At 60.0% G+C, this 12,417-nt stretch carries 13 protein-coding genes; 5 read left to right on the forward strand and 8 right to left on the reverse strand.

Annotated features, from left to right (window positions below; translation table 11 throughout):
• Positions 1–29 precede the first annotated feature (29 nt).
• Positions 30–788 carry an SDR family NAD(P)-dependent oxidoreductase gene (locus tag AC0ZWN_RS10690; RefSeq protein ID WP_476334999.1) on the reverse strand — a complete coding sequence of 253 codons (759 nt, stop codon included), beginning with the start codon at positions 786–788 and terminating at the stop codon, positions 30–32.
• 120 nt (positions 789–908) lie between these two features.
• Between AC0ZWN_RS10690 and AC0ZWN_RS10695 the strand changes: the two genes are divergently transcribed.
• Positions 909–1,805, forward strand: coding sequence for a LysR family transcriptional regulator (locus AC0ZWN_RS10695; protein WP_476335000.1), 897 nt, complete (start codon positions 909–911; stop codon positions 1,803–1,805).
• Between the two features lie 123 nt (positions 1,806–1,928).
• Here AC0ZWN_RS10695 and AC0ZWN_RS10700 read toward each other — a convergent pair whose 3' ends face one another.
• Together AC0ZWN_RS10700 and AC0ZWN_RS10705 are read right to left on the reverse strand one after the other, a co-directional pair.
• Positions 1,929–3,542, reverse strand: coding sequence for an inorganic phosphate transporter (locus AC0ZWN_RS10700; RefSeq protein WP_476335001.1), 1,614 nt, complete (start codon positions 3,540–3,542; stop codon positions 1,929–1,931).
• A 224-nt stretch (positions 3,543–3,766) separates the two neighbouring features.
• On the reverse strand, positions 3,767–4,789 hold the full coding sequence (locus AC0ZWN_RS10705) for a transporter (RefSeq protein ID WP_099756971.1): 1,023 nt from the start codon (positions 4,787–4,789) through the stop codon (positions 3,767–3,769).
• Between the two features lie 277 nt (positions 4,790–5,066).
• Between AC0ZWN_RS10705 and AC0ZWN_RS10710 the strand changes: the two genes are divergently transcribed.
• The gene (locus AC0ZWN_RS10710) at positions 5,067–6,689 is read left to right on the forward strand and encodes a methyl-accepting chemotaxis protein (protein WP_476335002.1); all 1,623 of its coding nucleotides are present in this window, start codon (positions 5,067–5,069) and stop codon (positions 6,687–6,689) included.
• 110 nt (positions 6,690–6,799) lie between these two features.
• Positions 6,800–7,246 (forward strand): hypothetical protein, encoded by a 447-nt coding sequence (locus AC0ZWN_RS10715; RefSeq protein ID WP_476335003.1) that lies wholly within the window; start codon positions 6,800–6,802, stop codon positions 7,244–7,246.
• Between the two features lie 307 nt (positions 7,247–7,553).
• Here AC0ZWN_RS10715 and AC0ZWN_RS10720 read toward each other — a convergent pair whose 3' ends face one another.
• Together AC0ZWN_RS10720 and AC0ZWN_RS10725 are read right to left on the reverse strand one after the other, a co-directional pair.
• Positions 7,554–7,859 (reverse strand): PepSY domain-containing protein, encoded by a 306-nt coding sequence (locus AC0ZWN_RS10720; protein ID WP_476335004.1) that lies wholly within the window; start codon positions 7,857–7,859, stop codon positions 7,554–7,556.
• A 161-nt stretch (positions 7,860–8,020) separates the two neighbouring features.
• Positions 8,021–9,148, reverse strand: a complete 1,128-nt coding sequence (locus AC0ZWN_RS10725) for a glycerophosphodiester phosphodiesterase (RefSeq protein ID WP_460129893.1) — start codon at positions 9,146–9,148, stop codon at positions 8,021–8,023.
• A gap of 221 nt (positions 9,149–9,369) precedes the next feature.
• Here AC0ZWN_RS10725 and AC0ZWN_RS10730 point away from each other — a divergent pair, with 221 nt between their 5' ends.
• Entirely contained in the window at positions 9,370–9,696 is a 327-nt protein-coding gene (locus tag AC0ZWN_RS10730) for a DUF2025 family protein (protein WP_093430425.1), read from the forward strand.
• Positions 9,697–9,821: 125 nt separating this feature from the next.
• Here AC0ZWN_RS10730 and AC0ZWN_RS10735 read toward each other — a convergent pair whose 3' ends face one another.
• Both AC0ZWN_RS10735 and AC0ZWN_RS10740 read right to left on the reverse strand, forming a co-directional pair.
• The gene (locus AC0ZWN_RS10735) at positions 9,822–10,127 is read right to left on the reverse strand and encodes an antibiotic biosynthesis monooxygenase family protein (protein WP_116255047.1); all 306 of its coding nucleotides are present in this window, start codon (positions 10,125–10,127) and stop codon (positions 9,822–9,824) included.
• Positions 10,127–10,831 carry a CTP synthase C-terminal region-related (seleno)protein gene (locus AC0ZWN_RS10740; protein WP_476335005.1) on the reverse strand — a complete coding sequence of 235 codons (705 nt, stop codon included), beginning with the start codon at positions 10,829–10,831 and terminating at the stop codon, positions 10,127–10,129. The genes AC0ZWN_RS10735 and AC0ZWN_RS10740 overlap by 1 nt, the downstream gene beginning before the upstream one ends.
• A 15-nt stretch (positions 10,832–10,846) precedes the next feature.
• Between AC0ZWN_RS10740 and AC0ZWN_RS10745 the strand changes: the two genes are divergently transcribed.
• On the forward strand, positions 10,847–11,788 hold the full coding sequence (locus AC0ZWN_RS10745) for a LysR family transcriptional regulator (protein WP_476335006.1): 942 nt from the start codon (positions 10,847–10,849) through the stop codon (positions 11,786–11,788).
• On the opposite strand, the gene AC0ZWN_RS10750 is transcribed toward AC0ZWN_RS10745, so the two are convergent.
• Complete coding sequence (locus tag AC0ZWN_RS10750) at positions 11,789–12,322, reverse strand: DUF1003 domain-containing protein (RefSeq protein ID WP_095048144.1); 534 nt, start codon at positions 12,320–12,322, stop codon at positions 11,789–11,791.
• Between the last annotated feature and the right edge of the window lie 95 nt (positions 12,323–12,417).

Raw genomic sequence — 12,417 nt, forward strand, 5'->3', positions numbered from 1 at the left:
TCCTACCAGGGAAAGTATTTCAGCGTTGGTTAGAGGAACATGCCGCCGGATGCCTCGACCCGCTGACCATTGATCCACTGCGCACCCGGCGACAGCAACAACGCCAATGCCCCGCCAATGTCATCCGGCTGCCCGGCACGGCCCAATGCGGTGTTGCTGGCGACCATTGCATTCAGCGCCGAGTTGTCTCTTACGGCGCCACCGCCGAAGTCAGTTTCGATGGCGCCCGGGGCGAGAATGTTCACGCCGATCTGCCGGGCCCCCAGCTCTTTGGCCTGATAACGGGTCAGCACTTCCATCGCCCCTTTCATCGCCGCATAGGCGCCGTAACCCGGCAGACTGAAACGGGTCAGGCCGCTGGAAATATTGATGATCCGCCCGCCATCGTTGATCAGCGGCAGCAACTGTTGGGTCAGGAAGAATGGCCCTTTCAACTGAATGTTCATCAGCAAATCAAACTGCTCCGGAGTGGTCTCGGCAAACAACGCATGCACGCCGATCCCGGCATTGTTGATCAGGAAATCAAAACGCTGACGGTCAAACGTCTGCTGCAACGCCTGCTCAACACGTGTACCGAAATCGGCAAAGCTTTCGCTGCGGCCGACGTCCAGTTGCAACATCACGGCTTTCGCGCCGAGTGCTTGCAGTTCGGTTACCAGCACCTGGGCTTCATCGGCGCGGCTGTTGTAGGTGCCGATGATGTCGATGCCCTGAGCGGCGAGGTGCAGGGCGGCGTTTTTGCCCAAGCCGCGACTGGCGCCGGTGATCAATGCGATTTTGCGATTCATGGAGGCTTCCTCGATTGCGGTGAGTGGTGATGGGCTCAGTTTATTTGTCCGCCAAGGGGTGATAAACAGGTTGAAAACGGAATCACTAATCGGCTCAGCCGAACAATCCATAGGTGCCTTATGAACAAACTGGAACTGCTGCGCACCTTCGTCCGGGTCAGCGAACTGTCGAGTTTTACCCTCGCGGGCGAGAGCCTTGGCTTGCCGCGCTCGACCGTGTCCGAACATGTGCAAGCGCTGGAAACCCTGCTCGGCACGCGTCTGCTGCAACGCACCACACGCAAGGTGCAGGCGACGCAGGACGGTCTGGTGTTGTACGAGCGCAGCAAGGACCTGCTCTCGCACATGGACGAGATCGAGGGCTTGTTCCGCCAGGACGAGGCGTCGCTGACCGGGCGCATTCGGATCGACATGCCGAACATTCTCGCGCGGCGTCTGATCATGCCGCGCCTGCCGCAATTCATGGCGCGTCATCCGAACCTGGAGCTGGAAATCAGCAGCACCGATCGCCGCGTGGACTTGCTTAGCGAAGGCTTCGATTGCGTGGTGAGGATTGGCGCGCAGCCGGATCAATCGGTGGTCGCGCGACATCTCGGTGACTTCCCCATGGTCAACTGCGCCAGCCCCGCCTACCTCGAGCGTTACGGCGTGCCGCAAACCCTGGAAGATCTGGCGCAGCATCGACTGGTGCATTACGTCGGCGTGCTCGGTTCGCGTTCGGAAGGTTTTGTGTATGAGGAGGGCGGTCAGGTTAAACGCTTGCCGATGGCTGGCAGCATTACGGTCAACAGCACTGACGCTTACGAGTCGGCGTGCCTGGGCGGTTTTGGTCTGACGCAGGTGCCGCGTACCGGCATGCAACCGCATCTGGATAACGGCGAACTGGTGACCGTATTGCCGCAATTCACCGCGCCGGCGATGGGGATTTCATTGTTGTATGCGCGGCAACGGCATTTGCCGTTGCGGGTGCGGGTGTTTATGGATTGGCTGGGCGATCTGATCCGCTCTGCGCTCTAAACCTGAACACTAAACCAATGTGGGAGCGAGCTTGCTCGCGAAGACGGCGTGTCAGTCAATTCAGAGTTGACTGATCCACCGCTTTCGCGAGCAAGCTCGCTCCCACAAGGAGAATTGTGCGAATTAGAAGATCTGGGTGAACAGCCAGTAGAGGCTGCCTGACAGCAGAATGGCGGCGGGGAGTGTCAGCACCCACGCCATCAACAGATTGCGTATGGTCCTCATCTGCAACCCGCCACCGTTGGCGACCATGGTCCCGGCTACCCCCGAAGACAACACATGGGTCGTCGAAACGGGCAAACCAAACATGTCCGCCGCACCAATGGTCAACATCGCCACGGTTTCCGCCGAGGCGCCCTGGGCATAGGTCAGATGGGTCTTGCCGATCTTCTCGCCGACCGTCACCACAATCCGCTTCCAGCCGACCATGGTGCCCAACCCGAGCGCGATGGCCACGGCGATCTTCACCCACAGCGGAATAAACCGTGTGGCGTTGTCGATCTGCTGCTTGAACAGTTGCAGTTTGCTGCTGGTGTCAGCATCGAAATTGCCGACCTTGTTCTTGTCCATCAGGCGAATACTTTCGCTGGCCAGGTACATGTCGTTACGCACGTTACCCATGGCTTCGGCCGGGACTTTCGCCAGCGAGCCGTAGCCTTTGACTTCTTCACCGATGTGCCCAGTGAGGGCGGCGAGGGCGGGGATCAGTTGCGGCGTGGCGTCCTTGCTGCGCACATAATCGGAGAGCACCGCACGCGGATCGGCGGGCGTCGGCAGCGGTGCACTTTTCACCAGCGCCTGCTGGGTGACTTGCGCCACGGCGGCAAACTGCAGCGATTGTTCTTCGGGCATGGTGCGGTTCAAGGCGTAGGCCATCGGCAATGTGCCGACCAGAATCAGCATGATCAGGCCCATGCCTTTCTGGCCGTCATTGGAGCCGTGGGCGAAGGACACGCCGGTGCAGGTCAGAATCAGCAAACCGCGAATCCACCACGGCGGCGGGGTGTTGCCTTTAGGGGCCTTGTACAGCGCGCGATTCTTCACGAACGCACGCAGCGCCAGCAGCAACAGCGCCGCGCAACCGAAACCTACCAGCGGCGAGAGCAGCAAGGCGTAACCGATCTTGGTCGCCTGCGCCCAATCGACACCGCTGGTGCCGTCACGGCCGTGCATCAAGGCGTTGGCCACGCCGACGCCGATGATCGAACCGATCAGCGTGTGCGAAGACGACGCCGGCAAGCCCAGCCACCAGGTGCCGAGGTTCCACAGGATCGCCGCGATCAGCAGGGCGAAAATCATCGAGAAACCGGCAGACGAACCGACCTGCAGAATCAACTCCACCGGCAGCAACGCGATGATGCCGAACGCCACCGCGCCGCTCGAAAGCAACACGCCGAGAAAGTTGAAGAACCCCGACCAGACCACCGCGACATTCGGCGGCAACGAGTGGGTGTAGATCACCGTCGCGACGGCGTTGGCGGTGTCGTGGAAACCGTTGACGAACTCGAAACCCAGGGCAATCAGCAGCGCCACGCCGAGCAGCAGGAACGGCGTCCACGTGGTGACTACCGTGCCGAGTTCGTGCATGTCGTGCATCAGGCTGTAAGCGGTGAACAGCATTCCCAGCGCCAACACGGCGAAAAAGATCACGTAGGTAAACGGGCCGGTTTTCTTGTCGAGGGCTGGCCTGCCACTGTGGGCGGACGCGGGGCTGGCGGTCAGGGAGGGAGTAGCCATGGCAGGACAATCCTGAGCGAGGGAAGGAATGTCGCCCATGATCGTTGCAGAATGTTACAGAGAAACTGCGCCATGTCAGTGTTTGGCTGATTAGCCCCACCGTCGGTCTTCTGCTCGTTCCCACGCTCTGCGTGGGAATGACGCCCGGGACGCTCCGCGTCCCTGTGACGCAGAGCGTCACTTGATGCATTCCCACGCAGAGCGTGGGAACGAGCGTTCAGGCGTCAGTAATCCCCGCGTTTGCGAAACGCCCACCGCCCGGCAATCACGGTAAACGTCGCCACCAGTGCAACCAGAATCCAGAACCCTTCCGGATCCTGCGACAACGGCACCCCACCCACATTCATCCCGAAAAAACCGGCAATGATGTTGATCGGCAGCGCCAGTACCGTCACCACGGTCAGGGTGAACAGCGTGCGGTTGCTCTGTTCGTTGAGGTTGGCGGCGATCTCTTCCTGCAACAGTTTGATCCGCTCGCCGAGGGCGGTGAGGTCGTTGATGATCAGCGCAAACTCCTCGGTGGATTTGCGCAGCTCCTTGACGTCCTCCTTTTGCAACCAGGGCGGCGGCCGGTTGAGCAGACGCAGCAGCGAACCCGGCTCCAGCGCCAGCAGCCGTTGCAGCCGCACCAGCACACGGCGATTGGCGCCGAGTTCGGCACGGTTGGTCGACAGCCGCGAGGAGAGCAATTCGTCCTCGACCTGATCGACGCTCATGCTGGTCTTGCGCACGATTTGCGTGAGTACTTCGCCCTGATCGCGCAGCAGATGCACGAGCAATTCCGAGGGCGAACGAAAACGCTCGCCGGCCTTCACCGACGAGCGCAATTTATCCACCGAGTGCAGCGGTTGCAGACGCGCACTGACGATCAGTTTGCTGCGCACACAGACCCACAGCGTCGACACGTCCGAGGAGACCATGCTGCTGAGGTTGAACACGACATCGTTGACCACCGCCAGCAACGCCGAGTCGACATGCTCGATGCGCGTCGACCGCGAACCTTCGTGCAACGCTTCGAAAAACTCCTCGGGCAATTGCAGATGACTTTTCATCCAGCGCTCGCACGCCGCATGCGCCAGATTGAGGTGCAGCCAAAGGAATTCGCCCGTGTCGTTATCGTCCTGCAAGCAGCGCAACGCTGTCGCCGAGTCGACTTCGCGGCCACGTTCGCCGGGCAGGAAACGAAAGCCGTAGAGCAGGCCAAACAGATCGGGATCGCGATGGCTGATATCGAGGCTGTGGTTCATGAAGGCTCGCTGCGAGGAGGGTGCGTCGGTTGTGCAAATGGCAGGTTCACTGAGCCGCATCATCGCAATGTCACATGACGTTTATGTGACGGCAAAGTGACGTCAAATCAGCGACTTACCGATGGTCGGATTTTCTTCAAGAGGCGCTCTGGCGTGCCGATCACACTTGGGTTACGTTGCGCGCGCTTGGCCATGAGCCAAGGCGTGCCGACAGGGATGTCCGGCAAAATTTCACGCCTTACCGGGCGTGCCTCATCCTTGTCCTGAGTATCTTTCGATGCTGCAAAAATCCCTGAGAGCGCAAATTCTCGCCCTGCTGAGCGGCAGCCTGCTGGCGGTGCTGTTGATTGCCCTGGCCTGTTTTCATTTCCTCTCCAACGGCGTGCAGAGTTACAGCCAGTTGATCGCCGGTCCCTTGCACACTTCGCAATTGATCGACGAGGCCAACCTGCAATTCAAGGTGCAGGTGCAGGAATGGAAAAACGTTCTGCTGCGCGGCAAGCAACCGGCGGATCTGAGCAAATATTGGGGGCAGTTCGAGGACCGTCAGCGCGATGTGCAAAACATCCTCGGCGAACTGGCCGGCCAGAAAGGCATCGAGCCGGCGCTGAAAACCCGCATCGAACGTCTGCGTGAAGAACATCGTCTGCTCGGCGCTGCCTACCAGAAGGGCCGCGATGCCTACGTAGCGGCCGGTGGTGATCCGACGGCGGGCGACAGCGCGGTCAAAGGTGTCGACCGCGCCGCCAGCGATCAGATGAGCGAGCTGGTCGCCGAGTTGCGCAAGCAAGGTACCGCGCAGTCGGCGCTGATCAGTGCCGAGGCTGATCGCACCGTGTGGCTGGGGCTGCTGGTGATGCTCGCGTCGGGTCTGCTGATCGGCTTGTTGAGCCTGTGGCTGGTCAACCGCAACCTGGTCGAGCCGATCCGCAAACTGATCGATTACGTCACCCAGTTGAGTCGCGGCAAACTCGCCGAGCGCGTGGTCAGCGACCGCCAGGATGAGCTGGGCAACCTCGCCGCCGCCGCCAACACCTTGCGCGATTTCCTCGCCGAAACCTTCACCCGTTTGCAACGCAGCGCCAGCGATCTGGACAGCGCCAGCGGTGAGTTGAATGCGATCGCCACGACCATGGCCGGCGGCACCAACGAACAATTCAATCGCACCGATCAAGTGGCCACGGCGATGAACGAAATGTCCGCCACCGCCCAGGAAGTGGCGCGTCACGCCGCTGATGCTGCGCGTGCGGCCGACGATGCCGACCAGTCCGCCCAGCAGGGTGAAAAGGTCATGCAGAGCACCATCCACTCGATCACCCAGATGCGCGGCGAAATCGCCAATACCGCCACGGTGATCCGTCGTCTGGAAGCCGACAGCGGCCGCATCGGCAAAGTGCTGGAAGTGATTCGCGGCATCGCCGAACAGACCAACCTGCTGGCCTTGAACGCGGCCATCGAAGCGGCGCGCGCCGGTGAGGCCGGGCGTGGTTTTGCCGTGGTCGCCGATGAAGTACGCAACCTCGCACAACGCACCGCCGAGTCAATCATCGAGATCAACCAGATCATCCAGAGCGTGCAGACCGGCGCGGTGGACGCGGCGCAAGCCATCGACAGCGGCCAGACGCGCAGTGATGAAAGCGTCGAGCAGGTGACCCAGGCCGGCGCGATGCTGGAGCGCATCACCCACGCGGTGGAAGCGATCCGCGACATGAACCGCCAGATTGCTACCGCCGCCGAAGAGCAGACCTCGGTGGCCGAGGACATCTCGCGCAACCTCACCGAGATCACCTCGATCGCCAGCACCAACCTCGACAACGTGCAGCGCACCGAAAGCGCGAGTCAGAACCTGCACAGTCTGTCGGGGGAGCTGAACGAAGTCACCGCGCGTCTGAGTGCCTGACGCAAACGACCGTGTACCGGTTCGGATACCGAGTCGGTACACAGTCGATCTCAAATTGAGGCGGCCGTGGTCGATGACCGGTTATCTATAACCGGCATTGGAGTATTTCCATGGTCAGCATCACGTCTGTTTCGATCAATCAGACCCTCAGCACGCCCACCAGCAAAACGTCGATTAGCGACGTTGGTGACGACACGTCTACCTCAGCAACCGCCAGCACGGGCGCGACTGCCGATAGCGGTAAAGTCGCCGCCGGTGATGGGGCCGCTCCGGCGGGTGACAGCAGCTCCAGCAGCAGTGAAGAATCGGATTCGGTGAAGGAACTGCGCAAGCAGATTGCCGAGTTGCAGAAGCAATTGCAGGAGGAGCAGCAAGCGCTGCAAGCGGCCCAGGCGAAGCAGGAAAGTTCGGATGCCAAAACCGCCGAAGTAGCTGCCGCACAAGCGCAGATCACCGCCACCTCGGCCTCCCTGTCCACCGCCACAGCTTCATTGTTGCAGGCGTTGCAGGACTCCGACTCGAGCACTTCGGGCTCGTTGGTCAGCACCTCGGTGTGATGCCTTTTCCCCTCACCCTAGCCCTCTCCCGGAGGGAGAGGGGACTGACCGTGGTGATTATGCGAGCTACGCCGACCTGAGATTTCGAGGCGTACTCAGGTCCTTGTTGTTTTCCTGATCGGCTTCAAGATTGCGAGTCGAACTCAGGCATTGAAAAGTCCCCGATCTGCTCCCTTCCCCCCTCGCCCCCTTGGGGGAGAGGGCTGGGGTGAGGGGGAGAAAATTTCACTGACAACACATCAAAAAAGCCGAACACAAAAAAAGCCGCACGATCTTTCAATCGTGCGGCTTTTGGTGGTGCGTTCAATCAAGTGTCTTGCTTGTTGCTCAACACCTTGCCAGTGGTCGCATCAAAGTCCACATCGAACTCTTTGCCATCAGCAGTTTTCAATTCAACTTCATACTCATAACCGTTGAAGTGGTTATCCAGGTCCGTGTCAGTAATAGTTGCACCCGGATACAGTTTCAGCGCTTCGGCATTCATCGATTCCAGCGACTTGATCTTGCCTTCCTTGACCAGTTGCGGGATCTGGTCGACGCGGACATCAGCCAGGGCCACGCCAGCAGAGAGGGTCAGGGCAGCGGCGGTAAACAGGGCAGTCAAAGTTTTCATCGGTTCATTCCTTGGGTGACTCGTTTAAGTGGCCTCAGGTTAACCAGCGCAACTTAACTCACCCTTAAAACCCTGCACCCAAACAAAACGGGCAAGCCATGCACCTGCACAGAACCTGTGGGAGCGTGGCTTGCCCGCGATGAAGGCGCCTGGATTTCAGATCAGAAACCGTTGTTCTTCAACACCTGATCAACCGTGCCAGCCGCCGGGCGTTTGTAGAACTTCAACAATTCGCTGGCGCGGTTGGTGAAGATGCCGTCGACACCGGCCGCCATGACTTTCTCGAAGTCCACCGGCTCATCAACGGTGTAGACGTGCACCAGCATGCCCTGATCGTGGGTGTACTGGTTCATCCACGGTTGCACCAGATCCGAATAGCTCTGATCGCCGCCCTTGGTCAACTTCGCCGACGGGCCGGTACCGATGGCACCTTGCGACTTGGCGTAGTCCACCCATTGCTTGAATTCGGCTTCGGACTTCGGCTCTTGTTTGCCGTAGAAAACGTTTTTGTCTTTCTCGCCGGACTCGGCAAAGGTCACTTTCGATTTCGGCTCGATGCTGCCTTCGCCGACCCACAGCAGGAGGATCTTCGGCACTTGCGGCATTTCTTTTTCCAGCAGGGCAAGGCTGTTCTTCTCGAACGTCTGCAGGATCACCTTGCCTTTACCCTGACCCACACCCAGCGCGCTTTTCGCCAGCTTCGAACCGGCCGGGCTCAGCCAGCCGCGATCCTGGAGTTTTTCCTTGAGGTCTTTCTCGATCCCGGGAAACAGCTGCGGCTCTTTGGTCTCGATGTACAGGCCCGGCTTGTGTTGCGGGTTGGCCTGGGCGATGTCGATGATTTCATCGAGGGTGAGAATTTTCAGCCCGGCATAAGTCGGGCGCGCGCGGTCGGGGTAGGCCTTGTTGTACCAGCTGCCGGCGTCGAGGCTTTTCAGTTCGGCCATGGTGAAGGCGTTGGCCGGGCTGTCCTTGCGATCCGGGAACTTGGTCGCGACGTCGGTGGTACGTTGCAGATTGTTGTCGTGCAGGGCGAACAGCACGCCGTCCTTGCTGCGCTGCAGGTCCATTTCCAGGTAATCGGCGCCGAGGTCGCGGGCCAGTTTGTAGGACGCTGCGGTGGATTCCGGTGCATCGAAGGACGCGCCACGGTGAGCAATCACGGCCGGGTGCGGGATGCCGTTGGCAGCAGCGATCGCTTTCGGGTCGGTTTGGCTGGCAGCGTGTGCCTGACCAAGACCGAGCAGCAGGCTCAGGACCAGAGCGCTTTTGGTGAAAGTGGCGGGCATGTTCGAGTTCCTTTCGCAGGGCATTTTCAAAGACCTACCTTTTAACAACTGAATCGATTGCGTGCTATCGCAGGACCGACATAAACGTATTAAAAGCGATTTTTCCTGCACTTTTGTGGCGCGGTTTGCAGTACGCTTGCCCTCGGCAGACGTCCCGGCAGAGGGCGCGCCGCTCCGTTGCCCTGCGTGTAAACCATCGATCATTTTTCGTGAGGTTTACCATGCGCATCACCTCCCAACTCATCTGCCAGGCTGCCGACGATCTCAAGGGTTTTGTCGGCCTCAACCGCAAGACCGGTCAATATATCGTGCGTTTCAGCGAAGATTCGTTCGGCATGGACGTGGCGGATGACGGCATTATTCCTGTGAATGAATTCGTCTGGGCACCGGCGACGGCGCAGACCATGACCCTTAAGCGCGAGTTGATTCAGTTGTTGCTGGATCAGAACATCGATGAGCGGATCAACATTACCGAGCCGTTGCGCGTTTATATGAGCAGGGTTGAAGTGCCGGAGATTGTCGCGGTGCGGAGTCTGGTTCGGGGCTGAGATTATCTGTGACAGTGCGGGCCTCTTCGCGAGCAAGCTCGCTCCCACATTGGATCTGCGTCGATCACAAATCCATTGTGGGAGCGAGCCTGCTCGCGAAGGCGGCCGAAAGTATGACCCTGCAATTACTGGCTGAACCGATACTCACGCTCAACCCGGCACACCCGCGTATGAAACGCCGAATACCATTGCAAACGCCCACGCTCCTGAATCAGCCGATGCTCAGCGTTCTGTCGCCACGCCAGAATCGCCGCTTCGCTCTGCCAATACGACACCGTAATCCCGACGCCATCCACGCCGCGAACCGACTCCACCCCGAGAAATCCCGGCTGTTCACGCACTAACAATTCCATGCGTTCAGCCGCCTCGGCATAGCCGTTGTCACCCTCGGTTCGGGTCGAGGTAAAAATCACCGCAAAGCAGGACGCCATCAACGCGGCTCCATGCAAGCTTCAACAAACGCGCGCACCAGCGGTGGCATCTGCCCTTTGAGCGCGGCACGCTCCGGTTGAAACAACGTCGCGACAAAAAATCGCTGATCCTTGAGTTCAATCGCGCGTAAATCCCCTGACGAATCATGCCCCACCGCCTGTAGCCGATCGCCCAACAGTTGCTGTTCGAACAGCGGATTAACACCGAAGCGGCAGCGATAACCTTCACGAATCTCAGACGTTTCGTACGCCTTGGCGATCAACGAGCCTGGCACCAAGTGAATACTGTCCACCGCTTCGACCAGCGAACAGGTCAACGGCGTGAGTACCGCGCGTTCTGAGTCGGGTGATGTTTCACCATGTTCCGCATCCACCCAGCCCAACACGTTGCGGGAAAACTCCAGCACCGCATGCTGAAAACCGCCGCAGGTGCCGAGGAAAGGGCGCTGCTGTTCGCGGGCAAAACGGATCGCTCGCAGTGCGCCGTCTTCACTTTTGTAGGGGCTGGCCGGTACGCACCAGAAGCCGTCGAACCGCTCGAGCGGCGTATCGGCGTGGATCTGCTCGGTGGCCAGCCATTCGAATTGCACGTTGCGATTGAGGTGTTCGGCGACCAGACCGAGGGCGACGGGAATGGCTTGGTGGGCGGTGACTTGCGGGTCGTAATCGCCAATCAGGGCGATACGGATGGCGCTGTTTTCCATGGGGGTTCCCTGCGCTTGTTGATTGATGGCACTCACTATAGATTGGCGTTCACGCACTCAACATTGGCGTTTGCCCAAGTGATCAATGCAGTCACGCACTATCAGCTCGACTACCCCGACCTCGCCCTGATTCTGGCCTTGGTGCGTGGCGGCTCCCTGGCCCGCGCCTCGCAGCTGTTGAAGGTCGATGTGTCGACGGTATTCCGCGCCGTGCGCCGTCTCGAAGCCGCACTCGGCCAGCAATTGTTCGAAAAAAGCCGTGCCGGTTACCTGCCGACGAACCTCGCGCAGACGCTGGCCGAGCAAGCTGAACGCGCCGAACAGGCATTGGAAGCCGCACGTATCGGCGTGGAGCAGGGCGGCGAAGTGGTCAGCGGCACGGTGCGTCTGACCTGCACCGATTCGGTTTTGCAGGGTTTGCTGCTGCCGGCGCTGGCGCAGTTCATGCCCAATTATCCGGCGTTGACCATCGAACTGAGCACCTCCAACGACTTCGCCAACCTCAGTCGCCGTGATGCCGACATTGCTCTGCGCCTGACGCGGACACCGCCCGAGCATCTGGTCGGACGGCAACTGGCGACGATTTCCTACCGCGTCTGCGCCAGTTTGCGTTATCTGCAAAATGTCGATGCTTCGGATCTGACGGCGTTGACCTGGATCGCCCCGGATGACTTTTTGCCCGATCATCCGACTGTCGCCTGGCGTCGTCAGCATCTACCCGGTGTCACCCCGGGCTATCGCTGCAACAGCATGTTGTCAGTCACGGAACTGGTTCGCGCAGGCCTCGGTGTGGCGGCATTACCGGACTTCCTCATCACCGAGGGTGTGCAGGCGATGAGCGAGCCGCTGCACGGTTACGACACCGCGCTGTGGTTGCTGACACGCCCGGATTGCCGAGCCTTGCGCTCGGTGGTGACGTTGTTCGATGAACTCGGGCGGGTACTGCGTTTGCCGTGATCAGCGCTGCGGGTTCTGGCGCATATGATCGTGCAGTTCGCTGGTCAGACTGGCGATGCGTTCGGTGAGGTTTTTGGTCATCTCGGTGAGGCGGGTGTTCTGCTCCAGCAGCTCAAGCAGTTGCGCGGTGTTCTTCGCCGCTTGGGCCTGCCGCTCGGTATTGGCCTGTGCCAGCGCTTCACGGTGTAGCGCATCGGCATCGGCTTGTGCCTTGTCTCGGGCGGCCTGACGGGTTTGTGCCAGCAGAATCAGCGGCGCGGCATAGGCGGCCTGGAGGCTGAAGGCGAGGTTGAGCAGGATGAACGGGTAAACGTCGAATTGCGTCACGCCCGACACGTTGAGGCCGATCCACACCGCGACGATCACGGTTTGCGCACCGAGAAACAGCGGCGTGCCGAAGAACCGCGCGAATGCCTCGGCGCGCAGCGCAAACTTGTCGTTGCCGAAGGTGGTGTTGAGGTGGGCGTGGGGGCGGTGGAAGCGCAGGTGATCGACGGGAGCTGTTTCAGGCAATGCGGGTTTTTCAGTGGTCATGGTGCACTCGGCAGGGCATGGGACGTGTAGTCACTATAAGCCCTGCGTTGTGGCGGCCGGCCCCTTCGCGAGCTTGCTCGCGAAGGTCGCGCCTC

The sequence above is a fragment of the Pseudomonas sp. 3B-A001-10F genome, assembly GCF_056313565.1.